17 protein-coding genes are annotated in these 17693 nt (G+C 66.9%); 9 read left to right on the top strand and 8 right to left on the bottom strand.

Annotated features, from left to right (window positions below; all coding sequences use genetic code 11):
- Positions 1 to 53: 53 nt before the first annotated feature.
- The gene (locus GGC47_RS04440; protein ID WP_038360587.1) at positions 54 to 788 is read right to left on the bottom strand and encodes a 3-deoxy-manno-octulosonate cytidylyltransferase; all 735 of its coding nucleotides are present in this window, start codon (positions 786 to 788) and stop codon (positions 54 to 56) included.
- A gap of 204 nt (positions 789 to 992) precedes the next feature.
- Between GGC47_RS04440 and GGC47_RS04445 the strand changes: the two genes are divergently transcribed.
- The 7 genes from GGC47_RS04445 (at position 993) to GGC47_RS04475 (ending at position 9065) form a co-directional block, all read left to right on the top strand.
- Positions 993 to 1508 (top strand): c-type cytochrome, encoded by a 516-nt coding sequence (locus GGC47_RS04445; RefSeq protein ID WP_142019914.1) that lies wholly within the window; start codon positions 993 to 995, stop codon positions 1506 to 1508.
- 174 nt (positions 1509 to 1682) lie between these two features.
- Entirely contained in the window at positions 1683 to 3545 is a 1863-nt protein-coding gene (locus GGC47_RS04450; RefSeq protein WP_038362181.1) for an extracellular solute-binding protein, read from the top strand.
- Positions 3545 to 3949 carry a DUF4260 domain-containing protein gene (locus GGC47_RS04455; protein ID WP_112763044.1) on the top strand — a complete coding sequence of 135 codons (405 nt, stop codon included), beginning with the start codon at positions 3545 to 3547 and terminating at the stop codon, positions 3947 to 3949. The genes GGC47_RS04450 and GGC47_RS04455 overlap by 1 nt, the downstream gene beginning before the upstream one ends.
- 4 nt (positions 3950 to 3953) lie before the next feature.
- Positions 3954 to 5042, top strand: a complete 1089-nt coding sequence (locus GGC47_RS04460) for a microcin C ABC transporter permease YejB (RefSeq protein WP_038360579.1) — start codon at positions 3954 to 3956, stop codon at positions 5040 to 5042.
- Between the two features lie 2 nt (positions 5043 to 5044).
- Positions 5045 to 6220 (top strand): ABC transporter permease, encoded by a 1176-nt coding sequence (locus GGC47_RS04465; protein ID WP_051987652.1) that lies wholly within the window; start codon positions 5045 to 5047, stop codon positions 6218 to 6220.
- Positions 6217 to 7845: an ABC transporter ATP-binding protein gene (locus tag GGC47_RS04470; protein ID WP_142019913.1), complete on the top strand. Its 1629-nt coding sequence runs from the start codon at positions 6217 to 6219 to the stop codon at positions 7843 to 7845. Before GGC47_RS04465 ends, GGC47_RS04470 begins: the two co-directional genes overlap by 4 nt.
- A gap of 2 nt (positions 7846 to 7847) precedes the next feature.
- Entirely contained in the window at positions 7848 to 9065 is a 1218-nt protein-coding gene (locus GGC47_RS04475) for a phosphopentomutase (protein WP_142019911.1), read from the top strand.
- A 3-nt stretch (positions 9066 to 9068) separates the two neighbouring features.
- Here GGC47_RS04475 and GGC47_RS04480 read toward each other — a convergent pair whose 3' ends face one another.
- Both GGC47_RS04480 and GGC47_RS04485 read right to left on the bottom strand, forming a co-directional pair.
- Positions 9069 to 10526: a methyl-accepting chemotaxis protein gene (locus GGC47_RS04480; RefSeq protein ID WP_142019909.1), complete on the bottom strand. Its 1458-nt coding sequence runs from the start codon at positions 10524 to 10526 to the stop codon at positions 9069 to 9071.
- Complete coding sequence (locus GGC47_RS04485) at positions 10523 to 10897, bottom strand: hypothetical protein (protein ID WP_038360571.1); 375 nt, start codon at positions 10895 to 10897, stop codon at positions 10523 to 10525. Before GGC47_RS04485 ends, GGC47_RS04480 begins: the two co-directional genes overlap by 4 nt.
- Before the next feature lie 172 nt (positions 10898 to 11069).
- Between GGC47_RS04485 and GGC47_RS04490 the strand changes: the two genes are divergently transcribed.
- Together GGC47_RS04490 and GGC47_RS04495 are read left to right on the top strand one after the other, a co-directional pair.
- Complete coding sequence (locus tag GGC47_RS04490) at positions 11070 to 11498, top strand: TadE/TadG family type IV pilus assembly protein (RefSeq protein WP_112763049.1); 429 nt, start codon at positions 11070 to 11072, stop codon at positions 11496 to 11498.
- Positions 11499 to 11529: 31 nt separating this feature from the next.
- The gene (locus tag GGC47_RS04495) at positions 11530 to 13251 is read left to right on the top strand and encodes a pilus assembly protein TadG-related protein (protein WP_142019906.1); all 1722 of its coding nucleotides are present in this window, start codon (positions 11530 to 11532) and stop codon (positions 13249 to 13251) included.
- Positions 13252 to 13256: 5 nt separating this feature from the next.
- Here GGC47_RS04495 and GGC47_RS04500 read toward each other — a convergent pair whose 3' ends face one another.
- The 5 genes from GGC47_RS04500 to murA all read right to left on the bottom strand — a co-directional run bounded on the left by GGC47_RS04500 (position 13257) and on the right by murA (position 17665).
- Complete coding sequence (locus tag GGC47_RS04500; RefSeq protein WP_051987823.1) at positions 13257 to 13661, bottom strand: arsenate reductase/protein-tyrosine-phosphatase family protein; 405 nt, start codon at positions 13659 to 13661, stop codon at positions 13257 to 13259.
- 107 nt (positions 13662 to 13768) lie between these two features.
- Entirely contained in the window at positions 13769 to 14257 is a 489-nt protein-coding gene (locus GGC47_RS04505; RefSeq protein ID WP_038360563.1) for a UPF0262 family protein, read from the bottom strand.
- A gap of 151 nt (positions 14258 to 14408) precedes the next feature.
- Positions 14409 to 15701 (bottom strand): histidinol dehydrogenase, encoded by a 1293-nt coding sequence (hisD, locus tag GGC47_RS04510; RefSeq protein WP_112763051.1) that lies wholly within the window; start codon positions 15699 to 15701, stop codon positions 14409 to 14411.
- A gap of 171 nt (positions 15702 to 15872) precedes the next feature.
- Entirely contained in the window at positions 15873 to 16316 is a 444-nt protein-coding gene (locus GGC47_RS04515; protein ID WP_038360557.1) for a DUF2948 family protein, read from the bottom strand.
- A 59-nt stretch (positions 16317 to 16375) separates the two neighbouring features.
- Entirely contained in the window at positions 16376 to 17665 is a 1290-nt protein-coding gene (murA, locus tag GGC47_RS04520; RefSeq protein ID WP_038362174.1) for a UDP-N-acetylglucosamine 1-carboxyvinyltransferase, read from the bottom strand.
- Positions 17666 to 17693 lie beyond the last annotated feature (28 nt).

Consider the following 17693-nt stretch of genomic DNA (forward strand, 5'->3'; position numbering starts at 1 on the left):
TTGTCTTCGCCGTTCCGAACGCGAAGCCGCGATGCGGCTTCGCCGGAACGGCTTTAGCGGGACTTCAGGATCGCGCGGGCGCGATCGAGATCATGGGGCGTGTCAACGCCGAGCGGCACATCGTCGACGACGATGATGTCGATGCGCATGCCGTCCTCGACCGCGCGCAGCTGCTCCAGGCGTTCGCGCTTCTCCAGCGGCGAAGGCGGCAGCGAAACGAAGCGGTCGAGCGCGCTGCGGCGATAGGTGTAGAGGCCGATATGGTGATAGAGCGGCCCCTCCCCGCCCGGCGCGGTGACGCGGGTGAAATAGAGCGCCCGCATCCGGCCGGGGCCGATCTCGCTGCCGATCGCCTTGACCACGCTGGATTCGGTCTTCTCCTCCTCGCGCGTGATCACGGCGGCCAGCGTGACGATGTCGACCGCGGGATCCTCCAGCGGCGCCACCGAGGCGATGATGACCTGCGGGTCGATGGTCGGCAGGTCGCCCTGGACGTTGACGATGACGTCATGGCGGCCCTGCGGATCGACGATGTCGGCGGCCTCCTTGATGCGGTCGGAGCCGGAGGGATGATCGGAGCGCGTCAGGGCGGCGCGGCCGCCCGCTTTTTCCACAGCCGCGACGATCTCGGGCGTGTCGGTGGCGACCACGACGGGTCCGAGCCCCGTCTCCATCGCACGGCGCCAGACATGCACGATCATCGGCTCGCCATGGATGTCGGCGAGCGGCTTGCCGGGCAGGCGGGTCGACTGCATGCGGGCGGGGATCAGAATCAGCGGATTCGGCATGATCGGCGGCGGGTCCGGCTGGGATGCCGCTTCGGGACGGGAAGCAGCGTCGAAAGGTCTCAAAACGAAGCGCGCTTATACGAGTTGCAATCGGGCGCGCAAAGCGGTTAAGCAGCATCCGAGGCTGGAGGCGTTGAAGACTTCGGCTAAGGCTCTATCTCGTCTCCCGCGCCTCGGCCGCGGAGGGTCCAGGGTTCGGATACGATGAATATCGAAGCCAACAAGATCGCCGGCGCGGTTCTGTCCACGCTCCTCGCGGTGATGGGTCTCCAGATGGTCGCCGGAATCGCCTTCACGCCACATAAGCCGGCCGTGCCGGGCTACGACCTTCCCACCGCCGAGCCGGCCTCCGCCGGCGGCGCCGCTCCCGCGGCCGTGGAAGATCCGCCGATCGCCGACCGCCTCGCCAAGGCCGACCCGGCCAAGGGCGAGAAGGCGACCGCCGCCTGCAAGGCCTGCCACACCTTCGAGAAGGGCGGCGCCAACAAGGTCGGCCCGCATCTCTTCGGCGTCGTCGGCCGCAACGAGGGCACCGTCGAGGGCTTCGGCTACTCGGCTGCGATGAAAGGCCGCAACGACAAGACCTGGGATGCCGACGGGCTCGACCACTTCCTGAAGAACCCGAAGGCCTATGTCGCGGGCACCGCGATGTCCTTCGCCGGCATCAGCAATCCCCAGACCCGCGCCGACGTGATCGCCTATCTCAGCACGTTGAAGTGATCGGTTTCGATCTCACCTCTCGCTGACCCTTCCGAGCCGGGCTTAACGCCCGGCTTTTGCTTGCGGTGCCCTGCTCCCGCCTTCACCATGGCGATAATCACCGCCATTGCCGTTCCGGCGCCCACGGGCGACAAGGAACAGGCGAATCGGAGAAGGAGACGCGAGACGATGGCGATGCGCATCACACGCCGCAGGCTGCTCGAAGCCGGAGGCGTCATGGCGGCAACGGCCGCTTTGCCGGAACTGTCCGGGACGGTGCTCGCACAGGAAGCCGAATCGCACGGGCTCTCGACCTTCGGCGAGCTCGGCCTGCCGCCGGATTTCCCACATTTCCCCTATGTGAACCCGCAGGCGCCGAAAGGCGGCACGCTGACCCTGCAGATCAAGCAGGCCGGCGGCAACCAGAGCTTCGACACCTTCAACACGCTCAACACCTTCGTGCTGCAGGGCGACGGTGCGGCCGGCATGGATGCCTGCTTCGACAGCCTGATGGCCGGTTCGGGCGACGAGCCGGGCTCGCTCTATGGGCTCCTGGCCAAGAGCGTCGCGGTCTCCGCCGACAGGCTGACCTATCGCTTCCGCCTCAGGCCCGAGGCGAAATTCCAGGACGGTTCGCGCGTTACGGCGAAGGATGTCGCCTTCTCGCTCAACATCCTCAAGGAGAAGGGCCACCCCTCCTATCGGCTGACGCTGAACGAGATGGTCTCGGCCAGCGCCGAGGGCGACGACATCGCCATCGTGCAGTTGTCGCCGAAGCGCAGCCGCGACCTACATCTGGTCGTCGCAAGCCTGCCGGTCTTCTCCGAAAAATACTGGTCGACGCGGGATTTCACCGCCGCGACGCTGGAAGCGCCGCTCGGTTCCGGCCCCTACAAGGTCGGGCGCTTCGAGCAAGGTCGCTTCATCGAGTTCGAGCGCCTGCCGGATTACTGGGGCAAGGACCTGCCGGTGAATGTCGGCACCAATAATTTCGACCGGGTGCGCTGGGAGTATTTCCGCGACCGGCAGGTGGCGTTCGAGGGCTTCAAGAGCGGTGTCATCACCTTCCAGGAGGAGTTCACCTCACGCATCTGGGCGACCGGATACGACTTCCCGGCGCTGAAGGAGGGCAAGGTCAGGAAGGAGTCCCTGCCGCGGACGGAACCGGTGGCCTCGCAAGGCTGGATCTATAATCTGCGCCGCGAGAAATTCGCCGATCCGCGCGTCCGCGAAGCGCTGGGCCTCGCATTCGACTTCGAGTGGACGCGCAAGAACATCATGTTCGGCTTCTACGAGCGGCTGACCTCCTATTTCGAGAACTCGGATTCGAAGGCCGTCGGCAAGCCCTCGCCCGCAGAACTCGCACTGCTCGAGCCCTGGCGCGGCAAGGTGCCGGACGAAGTCTTCGGCGAGCCCTGGCTGCCGCCGGTCTCGGACGGCTCGGGCAGCGATCGCAACCTGCTGCGCAAGGCCGACGAGATGCTGCGCGCCGCCGGCTGCAAGCGCGAGGGCAATGTGCTCAAGCTGCCGAACGGGCAGCCCTTCGAGATCGAGTTCCTCGATTCGAACCCGGCGCTGCAGCCGCATACCCAGCCCTTCCAGGCGAATCTCAAGCGGCTCGGCATCAACGCCACCTCGCGCTTCGTCGACCCCGCCCAGTATCAGCGCCGCCTCGACGAGTTCGATTTCGACATGATCACGCGCGCGCTCAGCGGCAGCGCCATTCCGAGCGACACGCTGCGCATCGTTTATGGCTCGGAAGCGGCCAAGACGCGCGGCTCGCGCAACCAGAACGGCATCAGCGACCCGGCGGTCGATGCGATGATCGAGAAGATCGGCCAGGCGCATAGCTATGCCGACGCCGTCACCGCCGCGAAATGCCTCGACCGGCTGCTTCGCGCCGGCCGCTACTGGATCCCGATGTGGTGGAACGACGAGGTCTGGCTCGCCCATTGGGATATGTTCGACCGGCCGCAGACCAAGCCGAAATTCAGCTCCGGCGCTCCGGGAACCTGGTGGTACGACGCCGAGAAGGCCAAGCGGATCGGGAAGGCGTGATGACCGCACCGTTCTCCGTCGGCCAGGTTCAAGGCGCGCCGCGCCTGCTGCTGCGGTTGGAAGGGCTCGCGCTCGGCCTGCTCTGCATCTGGCTGTTTCACAAGTCGGGGGCCTCATGGTGGCTGTTCGGCAGCCTGATCCTGGCGCCCGATCTGACAATGCTGGGCTATCTCGCCGGACCGCGTTTCGGCGCGGTGCTCTACAATGCCGGGCACACGCTGCTCTGGCCGGTCCTTCTCGCGGTCATCGGTTGGGGTGTCCAAGCCTCCCTCGCGCTCGCCCTCGCTTTGATCTGGGCAGCTCACATCACCCTCGACAGGGCACTCGGCTACGGCTTGAAATATTCGAGCGCGTTCAACCACACGCATCTGGGAACCATCGGCCAGCCCGGAAAGGCGCAGTGAGCGAATGCTGAGCTATATCGCCCGGCGTCTCGCCCTGATGGTGCCGACCCTGTTCGGCATCCTGCTGGTCGCCTTCACCATCGTGCAATTCGCGCCGGGCGGGCCGGTCGAGCGCGTGATCTCGCAGCTCCAGAACCCCAATAGCGGCGCGGCCGACCGCGTCGGCGGCGGCCAGGGCGGCGATGCCGGCGCCCATGGCGGCGAGGCATCAGCCTATCGCGGCGCGCAGGGCCTCGACCCCGCCTTCATCAAGGAGCTGGAGAAACAGTTCGGCTTCGACAAGCCGGCGCCCGAACGCTTCTGGAAGATGCTGACCGACTATGCCCGCTTCGATTTCGGCCGCTCCTATTTCCGCGGCGCGCCGGTGCTGCAGCTGATCAAGGAGAAGCTGCCGGTCTCGATCTCGCTCGGCCTGTGGATGACGCTGCTCTCCTACATGATCTCGATCCCCCTCGGCATCCGCAAGGCGGTGAAGGAGGGCTCGCGCTTCGACACATGGACGAGCGCGGTGGTCATCGTCGGCTATGCGATCCCGAGCTTCCTCTTCGCGATCCTGCTGATCGTGCTCTTCGCCGGCGGCTCCTTCTGGCAGATCTTCCCCCTCAGAGGACTGACCTCCGACAACTGGAGCGACCTCTCCCTGATCGGCAAGGTGAAGGACTATCTCTGGCATATCTGCCTGCCGGTCACGGCGATGGCGCTCGGCGCCTTCGCGACCTCGACGCTGCTGACCAAGAACTCCTTCCTCGACGAGATCAGGAAGCAATACGTCCTGACCGCGCGGATGAAGGGCCTGACCGAGCGCGGCGTGCTCTACGGCCACGTCTTCCGCAATGCGATGCTGATCGTCATCGCGGGCTTTCCGGGCGCCTTCGTCAGCGCGCTCTTCGCCGGCTCGCTCCTGATCGAGACGATCTTCTCGCTCGACGGGCTCGGGCTTCTCTCCTTCGAGGCGATCGTCAACCGCGACTACCCGGTGGTCTTCGCCAATCTCTACATCTTCTCGCTGATCGGCCTCGTCGTGCATCTCATCACCGACCTGACCTATAGCTGGGTCGACCCCCGCATCGATTTCGAGACGCGGGAGAGCTAGGGATGAGTGACACGCTGCTCGATGTCCCGCCGCCCTCTCTCCGCAGCGACGCGCCGCTCGCGCCGGTCGAGGCGAATGAAGGCTGGCTCAAGCTGACGCCGATCAACCGGCGCCGGCTCAACAACTTCAAGGCCAACAAACGCGGCTGGTGGTCGTTCTGGCTGTTCCTGGCGCTGTTCGTGTTGTCACTCTTCGCCGAATTCATCGCCAACGACCGGCCGTTGCTCGTCCGCTACAAGGGCGAGTGGCTGTTCCCGGTCGCGGTGACCTATCCCGAGGAGAAATTCGGCGGCTTCCTCGCCACGACCGACTACCGCGATCCGGTGATCGCCAAGGAGATCGCGGCGCATGGTTTCGCGATCTGGCCGCCGATCCGCTACAGCTACAACACCAACAATCTCGACCTGCCCGTCCCCGCCCCGGCCCCGCCGACCTGGCTGCTCAAGGACGAGCAATGCAAGCCGATCGCCGAGCGCAATGGCGGGGCGACCTGCCGCGACCTCGAATGGAACTGGCTCGGCACCGACGACCAGGGCCGCGATGTCGTTGCGCGATTGATCTACGGTTTCCGCATCTCCGTGCTGTTCGGGCTGATCCTCTGCGCCTTCTCCTCGGTGATCGGCATCGCGGCCGGCGCCGTGCAGGGCTATTTCGGCGGTTGGACGGATCTGATCTTCCAGCGGCTGATCGAGATCTGGACCTCGATACCGGCGCTCTATCTGCTGATCATCGTGGCAGCGATCATCACGCCGGGCTTCTTCGTCCTGCTCGGCATCCTCCTGCTGTTCTCCTGGGTTTCGCTGGTCGGCGTCGTCCGCGCCGAATTCCTGCGGGCGCGCAATTTCGAATATGTCAGGGCGGCGCGGGCTCTGGGCTTGTCCAACCGCACGATCATGATCCGCCACCTCCTGCCCAACGCGATGGTGGCGACGCTGACCTTCCTGCCCTTCATCCTGAACGGCTCGATCACGACGCTGACCTCGCTCGACTTCCTCGGCTTCGGCCTGCCGCCAGGCTCGCCCTCGCTCGGTGAGTTGCTGGCGCAGGGCAAGGCCAATCTCCAGGCGCCCTGGCTGGGCTTGTCCGGCTTCGCCGTGATCGCGCTGATGCTGTCGCTGCTGATCTTCATCGGTGAAGCGGTCCGCGACGCCTTCGACCCGCGGAAGACCTTCGCATGACGGCCCCTCTCCTTTCCGTCGAAGAGCTCTCCGTCGCCTTCCGACAGGGTGGCAGGGACACGCTCGCGGTCGACCATGTCTCCTTCCAGGTCTCCAAGGGCGAGACGCTGGCGATCGTCGGCGAATCCGGCTCGGGCAAGTCGGTCTCGGCGCTGTCGATCCTGAAGCTCCTGAACTATCCGGCGGCGCATCACCCTTCCGGCAAGGTGCTGTTCAAGGGGCAGGACCTGATCGCGGCCGACGAGGACGCGATGCGCAAGGTGCGCGGCAACGACATCACCATGGTGTTCCAGGAGCCGATGACCTCGCTCAACCCGCTGCACAGCATCGAGAAGCAGATCGGCGAGATCCTCGAACTGCATAAGGGCCTGCGCGGCGAGAAGGCGCGCGCCCGCACGCTCGAACTGCTCGGCCTCGTCGGAATCCGCGATGCGGAAAGCCGGCTCGGCGCCTATCCCCACCAGCTCTCCGGCGGGCAGCGCCAGCGCGTGATGATCGCCATGGCGCTCGCCAACGAGCCCGATCTGCTGATCGCCGACGAGCCGACCACCGCGCTCGACGTCACCGTGCAGGCGCAGATCCTGAAGCTGCTCAAGGAGCTCCAGGGCCGGCTCGGCATGGCCATGCTGTTCATCACCCATGATCTCGGCATCGTCAGGCGCATCGCCGATCGCGTCGTGGTGATGCTGAAGGGCAAGGTCGTCGAGGAAGGTCCGGTCGCGGAGATCTTCGCCAACCCGCAGCACGCCTATACGAAGCGCCTGCTGGCGGCCGAGCCGAAGGGACGCCCCGAGCCGATCGCACCCGACGCGGCAACGCTGCTCGAAGCCGGGCCGATGAAGATCTGGTTCCCGATCAAGTCGGGTTTCCTGCGCCGCGTCACCGGTCATGTGAAGGCGGTCGACGGTATTTCCGTGAAGGTGCGCGAGGGCGAGACGCTCGGCGTCGTCGGCGAGTCCGGCTCGGGCAAGACCACGCTCGGGCTCGCGATCCTCAGGCTCATCTCCTCCGAGGGGCCGATCGTCTTCCTCGGCGACCGCATCGACGGGCTGTCGAGCAAGCAGGTTCGCCCCAAGCGCAAGGACCTGCAGGTGGTCTTCCAGGACCCCTATGGCTCGCTCTCGCCGCGCATGTCCGTGGCCGAGATCGTCGCCGAAGGGCTCGGCGTGCAGCAGCAGGGCCTTTCCTATGCGCGGCGCCGCGAGATCGTGGCGCAGGCACTCGCCGATGTCGGCCTCGACCCTGCAGCGATGGACCGCTATCCGCACGAATTCTCCGGCGGCCAGCGCCAGCGCATCGCGATTGCGCGGGCCATGGCGCTCGATCCGAAATTCGTGGTGCTGGACGAGCCGACCTCGGCGCTCGACATGTCCGTGCAGGCGCAGATCGTCGATCTGCTGCGCGGGCTGCAGGCGAAGCGCAAGCTGGGCTATCTTTTCATCAGCCATGATCTCAAGGTGGTCAGGGCGCTCTCGCACCGGCTCGTCGTGATGCAGAACGGCAAGGTCGTCGAGGAGGGCCCGGCCGAGGAGGTCTTCGCCCGGCCGCGCGAGGCCTATACGCAGGCGCTGCTCGCCGCCGCGCTCAATCTCGAGCCGGCCGGCGGCGACGCCGTCAGGGAGTGAGCATGGCGCGCGCGCTGCTCATCGTGCTGGATTCGGTCGGCTGCGGCGCAGCCGAGGACGCGGGCGCCTATGGCGATGCGGGCTCCGACACGCTTGGCCATATCGCGCAGGCCTGCGCGGAAGGACGCGGCGACCGGGAGGGGCTGCGCAGCGGGCCGCTGAACCTGCCGAACCTGTTCCGCCTCGGCCTCGCCCATGCCTGCGAGGCCTCGACGGGCCGCCCGCTCGCCGGCGTCGCCAAGCCGGCCCAGCCGCAAGGGCGCTGGGGTTACGGCGTCGAGGTCAGCCAGGGCAAGGACACCCCCTCCGGCCATTGGGAGATCGCCGGCTGCCCGGTGAGCTTCCGCTGGGGCTATTTCACCGCGCTGGAGAACTCCTTCCCGGCCGAACTGATCGCTGGAATCGTCAAGGAAGGCTCCCTGCCCGGCATCCTCGGCAACAGGCATGCCTCCGGCGTCGCGATCATCGATGAGCTCGCGGCAGAGCATATCCGGACGGGCAAGCCGATCTGCTACACCTCGGTCGACTCCGTGCTGCAGATCGCGGCGCATGAGGAGCATTTCGGTCTCGACCGGCTCTACGCTCTGTGCAGGACGGTCCGCACGCTGGTCGACCCACTCCGGATCGGCCGCGTCATCGCCCGGCCCTTCACCGGTTCGCCGGAAGAGGGCTTCACCCGCACCGGAAACCGCAAGGACTTCGCCATCCCGCCGCCGCAGGAGACGATCCTCGACCGGCTCGCGGCGCTGGCGCGGCCCATCGTCACCGTCGGCAAGATCGGCGACATCTTCGCCCACCGCGCAACCGGCGTGGAGATCAAGCCCTTCGGCAACGCCGCGATGGTCGAGGCGGCGCTCGAAGCCTGGGACGGGCTGCCCGATGGCGGCTTCTGCTTCGTCAACCTCGTCGATTTCGACACCGAGTTCGGCCATCGCCGCGACGTGCCCGGCTATGCCGCGGCGCTCGAAGCCTTCGACCGGCTGGTGCCCCATCTGGAAGCGGCGCTGCGCCCTGGCGACATCGCCGTGATCACCGCCGACCATGGCAATGATCCGACCTGGCCCGGCACGGATCATACCCGCGAGCATGTGCCGATCCTCGCCTTCGGCCCCGGTATCCCGCTCACGCCGCTCGGGCGGCGCGAGAGCTTCGCCGACATCGCCGCCAGCCTCGGAATCTGGCTCGGGATCGGGCCGGTCGGACCCGGCCGTCACTGGTAGGGATCAGGCGGCGGCGACGCTGTTGCAGAAGACCGCGACATCCTGCCGGATGGTCTGGGCCTGCCGCGCGAGACCGGCGGCCGTCTCCTGCAGATTCTCGGCCGCGCCATGCGTCTCGACCGTCATGGCCTCGAAGCCACCCGCGATGTCGGCGCTGCGCTGCGCGCCCTCGAAGGACAGACGCACCTGATAGGCGATCTCGGAGGTCGCCCGGCTCTGCTCGTCCACCGACAGCGCGATCGCATTGGCGACGCTCTCGACCTCGCCGACGGCCTCGACGATCTCGCGGATCGCCCGGAGCGAGCGCTGGGTCGCATCCTGCATCGCCCCGATATGGGCCGATACCTCGTCGGTCGCCTTCGCGGTCTGGGCGGAGAGCGTCTTGACCTCGCTGGCGACCACGGCGAAGCCGCGCCCCATCTCTCCGGCGCGCGCCGCCTCGATCGTCGCGTTCAGGGCCAGCATGCTGGTCTGGGAGGCGATGCCGCGGATGATCTCGACGACCGCGCCGACATCCTGGCTGCGTCCGGCGAGATCCTGGATCTCGCGGCTGGCATGGCGCGCCAGCTCGGCCGTGGATTTGGAGCCGTTGGCGGATTCGTCGGCATTGCGGCCGATCTCCGCGATCGAGGCCGCGAGCTCGGTACTGGCGGCCGAAAGCTGGTCGATGCTCCCCATCGTGCCCGCCGCGGCGTCGGCGACCAGCGCGGTCTGTCCACGCGCCCGGTCGGAGGTCTGCGTCAGGGCACTTGCCTTCACCTTCATGTTCTCGGCCGAATGATCGAGCATCGCCATGGCCTGCTCCATCTGGTGGCGAAAGCGCGAGACGAGCGCCTGCAGCGCCTGTGTGCGGCGCCCCATCTCCTCCGACAGCGCCTTCTCCTTTTCCGTCGCCCGCCTTTCGCGCTCGGCCACTTCCTGCGCGTGGGCGAGGCCCGCCTCGCTCTCCTGGAGCCGGCGCTGCAGGAAAACCGCGAAGGTCGCGAGGAACGCGGTTTCGATGACCACGATCACCGCATGCAGGAGAACCCGCAGAATGTTGCCGCCCTGATAGAAGACGGCGGCCGGCAGGACATATTGAAGAACCAGATGGTGCAGCGCGGTCAGGGCCGCGCCCAGAATGATCGGCCGCCAGTCGCAGAAGCCCGCCAGAAGCGCCAGCACCGCGAAATAATACATATGCATGTCCGGCTGCCACGGATGGCCGGCGAAGCTGTAGACCAGTGCGGACACCTGCCCGATCAGAACCACCACGATGGCCAGCTGCGTCACCAGCGCCATGCCCGCCACACGGTAGAGAACCGGCAGGATCGCGGCCGCGATCGCGATGATCAGGACCGGCGCGAGGCCGGACTGGCCGTGGATCCAGAAGCTGAGCATGAGCAGCGGCACATGAAGCAGCGCCAATGCGATCAGCGACAGGCCGACGCGACGCCGGACGAGCCGTAGAGACCAGTTCATTGCCGCTCTTCCGCTAAAGATTGACTGTCGAGACAGCCTGCGAGCCCCGCCAGCCGCAATGAAAACCAGGCACCGCGCGGCAATTCTCCCGAGCGGGAGCCCGGAACCGTCACCACGATGGAGCCGAGCCGCCCCGTTCGCAGCACGCGCTCGCCCGCCTCGAAACTGCGCGCCAGCGCTTCGTCTCTCGCCATCCAGAAGGGGAACACGATGGCGACGGGCTCGTCGCGGCCATCAGCGCCGGGCAAGCTCGCAAAAACGCCGATGCCGACGAACACGCTGAGCACGGCAAGCAGGAGCGCAGCTGGAGCCGTGAGCTCCTGGCTGCGGCCGTCGGCCGGGGGGATTTTCGCGGCACAGACGGCAGGCATGGGCGTGGCATTTCCGGGCGCAAGCAACACGCTCCACGCAACGGCAACCCGGTAAAATTTTACTTAAGTTCAAAATCTTTCACCAAGCAAAATCCCGCTTAAATCCGCCTGTTAAGGGTTCATAAACGCGAAAAATACAACCTATGAGAGCGATCTTTGCTGGAGCTCTTCTATGGCTGCTTCGCTAGAACGTTTGACAAGGGACGAAGGCGGGACGAGCGCCATCGAGTTCGCCTTCGTCGCGCCGGTGCTGCTGATCCTGCTCTTCGGCATCATGGGCTACGGCTACGTCTTCGGCATCTATCACAGTATTCAACAGATCGCGGCCGAGGCGGCCCGTTCTTCCGTGGCGGGGCTGAGCGATACCGAAAGGGCCCAGATCGCGAAGGACTACGTCGCGGCCAACGCCCAGGCCTATGCCTTCATCGACCCGTCGAAGGTGAAGGTCCGCACAAGCCAGACCGGGCCACAGCAGCAAAGCTTCGAGATCGCGGTCAGCTACGACATGAGCGGCACGGTCTACGACCAGCTCAGCCGGCTGGCAGCGCTGCCGCCCCCTCTGATCGAACGCCGCGCGGTGGTGCAACGCGGCGGCTACTGAATTCGTCATTTCGGGCTGGGGAGGCCTCGATATGCGCAAATTCCGGAATTTCGCAAGCGACGAGCGCGGCGCCACCGCCATCCTCTTCGCCTTCTCGCTGGTCGCCCTGCTGGGCTTCGGGGCGATGGCGGTGGATGTCGGCAGCTTCTTCTACGAAAAGCGCAGGCTGCAGACGGCAAACGACCTCGCGGCGCTGGCCGCGGCGAGCGACATCCCCCGGGCGCAGGCAGCCGCACAGGCGAGCGTGACGCAGAACGGCTTCCAGAACGGCAACATCCGGGCCATCCAGCCGGGCGTCTACACCCCCGACCCGGCCAAGGCTGCCGAAGACCGCTTCGTGTCGGGGCCGGCCGCCACGGCGAACGCCGTCAGGATCGACATGCGGATGACGACGCCGCTGTTGCTCGGGCGCGCCTTGGCCGCCTCCACCACGACGAAGCCGGAGCCCGGCGCCAAGCTGGCGCCGATCCAGGCGAGCCTCGATACGGGGGAGGTCCCGATCGGCAGCAGCGCCATCGCCTATCAGGATGCCCAGGCGTCCTTCGCGATCGGCTCGCGCCTCGTCAAGCTCGAGGGCGGCTTGCTCAACGGCCTGCTGAGCAGCCTGCTCGGCGGCGGCGTCTCGCTGTCGGTGATGGACTACGAAGCGCTGATCAAGGCGCGGGTCGATCTCTTCGATTTCTCGAAGCATCTGGCGACGCGGCTCAACCTCACCGCGGCCAGCTATGACGACGTGCTGAAGGCAAATGCGCGGCTTGGCGACGTGCTCTCCGCGATCGTCGACGCCTCGCGCGACAATGACGCACGCAGCGGCACCGCCACCGCCGCGCTGGGCAAGCTCGCCTCGGTCGCCGCCAGCGGCCTGCCGGTCGACCTGTCCCAGCTCGTCTCCTTCGGCCCGGCCGGCGACCGGCCCGCCTCGGGGCCGAAGCCGCTCGCAGCGTCCGTCTCGGCGCTCGACATCGTCTCGGCCGTGGCGCAGATCGCCAACGGCAAGCGCCAGATCGATGTCGGGCTTGCGCTCAACCTGCCGGGCATCGCCGCGATCAACCTCAAGCTCGGCATCGGCGAGCGGCCGGTCGGCAGCCCGATGGTCCGGGTCGGCCGGACGGGATCGAGTGTCCATACGGCGCAGACCCGCCTGCTGCTGACCGTCGACCTCATCGGCTCGGGTGCCGCCTCGCTCGTGCGGCTGCCGGTCTATCTGGAACTCGCCGCCGCGACCGCGAAGCTCAACGCGGTGCAGTGCTCGCCCGGCGACGTCTCGACCTCGCGCGTGACGCTGGGGGTGAGGCCGGCGCTGGTCGATGCCTGGATCGGCCAGGTCTCGATGACCGAGTTCAACAATTTCAGCACCGCGCCCAACCCGCCGGCCGCGACGCTGGTCAACGTCGCCGGTCTCGCCAAGGTCAGCGCCCGCGCCCATGTCACGATGACCAATCTCGCCGAGACGCCGGTCAATTTCAGCTATGCCGAGATCCTGCGCGGCGACAAGAAGACGACCTCGACCCAGGATTTCGTCGCGACGCTGCTCGGCCGCCTCGTCGGCGATCTCGAATTGCGGGTCGAGGCGCTGGGTCTGGGCATCGGCCTGCCCGGGCTCGACGGGCTGGTCAGCGGCATCGTCGGCAAGGCCGTGACGCCGCTCGACCAGTTGCTCAACGGCGTTCTCGGCACGCTCGGCATCGGGCTCGGCCAGGCCGATAGCTGGGTGACGGGCGTGCGCTGCGGCGGGGCGGTGCTGGTGCGGTAACGCCCTCAGCTCCTGAGCCTTTCCTTGATGCGCCGGGTCAATCCGTCACGCAGGTCACGATAGGCGTCGAGTTTCTGCTCGCGCGAGCCCTGGACGAGGGTGGGGTCCATGGTCGGCCAGTATTCGACCTCGGCTGCCAGCGTCCGGGTCAGCTCCAGAGCCCTGTGGTGAGCCTCCGGCGAGAGCGACACGATGAGGTCGAAGTTCAGACCTTCCCACTCCTCCAGCTCCTCCACCGATTTCGGCTTGTGGCGGCTGAGATCGATGCCGATCTCGTCGAGAACCTCCCGGGCGAAGCCATCGACCTCTCCCTTCCGCGCACCGGCCGACTGGACGTAGATCGACTTGCCGAAGAAATGCTTGGCCAGGGCTTCCGCCATCGGCGAGCGCACGGCGTTCATCGCGCACATGAAGAGCACGCTCTGGACCTTGCGCGGAGCGGTCCATGCATTCGGCGCATTTTCTTCAGGCGAACCGGTAGCCACTTCGCTCGAAAATGCTTTCTGCTCCAAGCGCGTCAGCCTTTCCAGTGCAGCGCATAGATCAGCGTGAACAGGCGCCGGGCGGTATCGAAGTCGATCTCCACCTTGTTCGACAAACGATCGACGAGGATGGCCGCCGCCTCGTCGTGCAGGCCGCGGCGGCCCATGTCGATCGCCTCGATCTGCTCGGGCGTCTGGGTGCGGATCGCGGCATAGTAGCTCTCGCAGATCAGCTCGTAGTCCTTGACGATGCGCCGGAACGGGCTGAGCGAGAGATGGTGCGTGACGACCGCAGACCCGTCCGACTCCTTGATGTCGAAGACGAGGCGGCGCTCGACCAGCGCGAGATGGGCGAGGTAGGGCCCGCCCTCATGACCCGGTACGTTGAAGCGGTTGCGCTCGATCAGATCGTAGATCGCGATGGCGCGCTCGTGCTCCTGATCGGGCGAGCCGCGCCCGAGCGAGGATTCATCGAGGGTGACGCCGACGAGGGACTGCTTTTCCGAAGACGGGACGGCCGACATCGCTCCTCCTGTTACGGCACGGCCCTTTCGGCAGCGCCGAAAGAATGCGCCGGTCAGATTGCAACGCGATCTGACCGGATCACGCTTTCTCTATCAAACATCGAGAGACGGATTCACCGATCGGGCCGATTCAATCCGACCGAATCCGTCTCTAGAGATTGAGCCTGATCGTCACGGAACGGCCATGCGCCTGCAAGCCCTCCGCTTCGGCCAATTGCGTGGCGGCGGGTGCGAGCCTGCGCAGCCCCTCCGGCCCGCATTTCAGCAGCGAGGTGCGCTTCATGAAATCGCCGACGCCGAGGCCGGATGAAAAGCGGGCCGAGCGGGCGGTCGGCAGCACATGGTTGGGGCCGCCGACATAATCGCCGATCGCCTCGGGCGTATGACCGCCGAGAAAGATCGCGCCGGCATTGCGGATGAGGCCGGCAAGATGCTCGGGATGTTCGGTGATGATCTCGAGATGCTCCGGCGCGAGGCGGTCGACCAGCGGCACGGCCGCCTCCAGATCGGCAACGAGCAGGATCGCGCCGAAATCCTGCCAGCTCTTTCCGGCGATCCCGGCGCGCGGCAGCGTCGCGAGCTGGGCCGCGACGGCCTTCTCCACCTCGGCGGCGAGCGCGGCATCGTCGGTCATCAGGATCGACTGGGCGGAAACGTCGTGCTCGGCCTGCGCCAGAAGATCGGCGGCGATCCAGTCGGGATTGGCGGTCCGGTCGGCGATGACGAGGACTTCGGAGGGGCCGGCGATCATGTCGATGCCGACCTGGCCGAAGACGCGGCGCTTGGCGGCCGCGACATAGGCATTGCCGGGGCCGACGATCTTGGCGACGGGCGCGATCGTTTCCGTGCCATAGGCCAGCGCCGCGACGGCCTGCGCGCCGCCGATGCGGTAGACCTCGTCGACGCCGGCGAGCCGGGCCGCTGCGAGGACGAGCGGGTTGGTCTCGCCGCGCGGCGTCGGCGCGACCATGACGATGCGCGGCACGCCGGCGACCTTGGCGGGGATCGCGTTCATCAGCACCGAGGAGGGGTAGCTCGCCGTGCCGCCCGGCACATAGAGGCCGACGGCCTCGATGGCGCTCCAGCGCCAGCCGCTCTCGACGCCCGCCTCGTCCTTCACCCAGGAGTCTTCGGGCTTCTGACGGCGGTGATAGGTCTCGATGCGCGCACGCGCCGTTTCCAGCGCTTCCAGCAGCTCCGGCGAGCAGGCCGCGACGGCGGCGTCGATCTCGGCTTCGCTGACACGCAGCGTCCGCGGCGCCAGATCGAGGGCATCGAAGCGGCTGGTATAGGCGATCAGCGCCGCATCGCCCCTGGCGCGGACCTCGGCGATGATGTCGGCGGCAACGCGATCGACCTCCTCGGAGACCTCGCGCTTGGCGGAAAGCAGTGCCGCGAAGCCCTCGGCAAAGCGCGCATCGCGGTCGTCGAGCCTGATCGGCATGGATATCCTCGCTATTGGCAGACCGGACCGCGCTTCCGGGGAAAAAGCCGAACCAGCAACCGTCATCCCAGGCGGACCGACGCGGCCGAAGCCGCTTGTCCGGGATGACGCGCGTTCTTTAGACGAAGGGTGGCGGCGATTAAAGTTGTCGCCGGAGGAAAAGCGGCGCGCTCAGGTGTCCGGATGGCCGGGCGTCGCCACCGCTTCCCAGACCGGGCCGAGATCCTTCATCTGGGCCTCGACGCATTCGACGGAGAGCCGGATTGCGGCCCCTTCCGAGAAGTGCAGCGTCACGTCGCCGGCAGGCTCCGCGCTGTGGTCGAAGGTGATCGCCAGCAGGTTCAGCACCTTGCCGGGCTCTGCTTGATCGAGCCTGGCGCTGCGGACGGCGAGCACGCGGTCGAAATGCAGGGCGGCCAGCCGGCGGCGACGCTTGCCATGCGCCGCGCCTTCCCAGTCGAAGCGGCGCGCCGCGAGGGCGAAGCGCTTCTCGGACGGCAGATAGACGATATCTGCGGTCTTCAGCACCGCATCCTGAAGATGGGCGGAGACAATGGCGAGGTCGTCGGCGTCGAGCGCGACGAGCTTCAGCGGTTCGGCGGCATCGTCAGACATGAGATTGTTCTGACGAGCCGCCTCAAGAAAATCAACAACCTAAAATCGGGAGCCCGCAATCAGCTGCTGATGCGCTCGACGACGGCGCCGCAACGGCCGAGCTTGGCCTCCAGCGCTTCGAAGCCGCGATCGAGGTGATAGACACGGTTGATCGTGGTGTCGCCCTCGGCGGCGAGACCGCCGATCACGAGCGAGACCGAGGCGCGCAGATCGGTCGCCATCACCGGCGCGCCGGTCAGCTTCCGGACGCCCTCGACATGGGCGACATCGCCGTCGAGCCGGATCCTGGCACCGAGACGGGCAAGCTCCTGCACATGCATGAAGCGGTTCTCGAAGATGGTCTCGCGGATGCGCGAGGTGCCCTTGGCCTTGGTCATCAGCGCCATGAACTGCGCCTGCAGATCGGTCGGGAAGCCGGGGAAGGGATCGGTATCGACATCGACGGCATCGATGCCGTGGCCGTTGCGGCGCACGCGGATGCCTTCGTTCGTCTCGCTGATATCGACGCCGGCCCTCACCAGCGCGTCGAGCGCCGATTGGAGCAGATCGGCGCGGGCACCCTCGAGCATGACATCGCCACCGGTCATGGCGACGGCCATGGCATAGGTGCCGGTCTCGATGCGATCCGGCAGGACGGCGTGGTGGGCGCCGCCCAGGCGTGAAACGCCGGTGACGACGATCCGCGAGGTCCCCGCCCCCTCGATCTTGGCGCCCATCTTAACGAGGCAGGCCGCGAGATCGGTGACCTCGGGCTCACGCGCCGCGTTCTCGATCACGGTCGTGCCCTCTGCGAGGACGGCGCCCATCAGCGCGGTATGCGTGCCGCCGACCGTCACCTTCGGGAAGACGATCTCGCCGCCCTTCAGCCCCTTCGGCGCCCGCGCCAGCGCATAGCCGTTCTCGATGACGATCTCGGCGCCGAGCTTCTCCAGCGCCATCAGCAGCAGGTCGACGGGGCGGGTGCCGATGGCGCAACCGCCCGGCAGCGAAATCTTGGCCTCGCCCATGCGCGCCAGGATCGGCGCGATGACCCAGAAGCTCGCCCGCATGGTCGAGACCAGCTCGTAGGGCGCGCAGGTGTCGACGATCTGGCGCGCGGTCAGCGAGATCGTCTGACCGGTCTCGGCCGACTGGCCGATGCGCTTGCCCGCGACGGTGCGGTCGACGCCGTGGTTGGAGAGGATGCGCGACAGGGCGGTGACGTCGGACAGACGCGGGACATTGGTCAGCGTCAGCGTCTCGTCCGTCAGCAGGCTCGCGATCATGAGCGGCAGGGCGGCGTTCTTGGCGCCGGAAATCGGGATGGCGCCATTGAGGCGCTGGCCGCCGGTGATGCGGATCTTGTCCATCGTCAGGTCCTGCTCGGCCGGCGGGGTC

The organism is Allobosea sp. OAE752, from assembly GCF_050433265.1.
In the GTDB taxonomy this organism is placed as follows: domain Bacteria; phylum Pseudomonadota; class Alphaproteobacteria; order Rhizobiales; family Beijerinckiaceae; genus Allobosea; species Allobosea spartocytisi.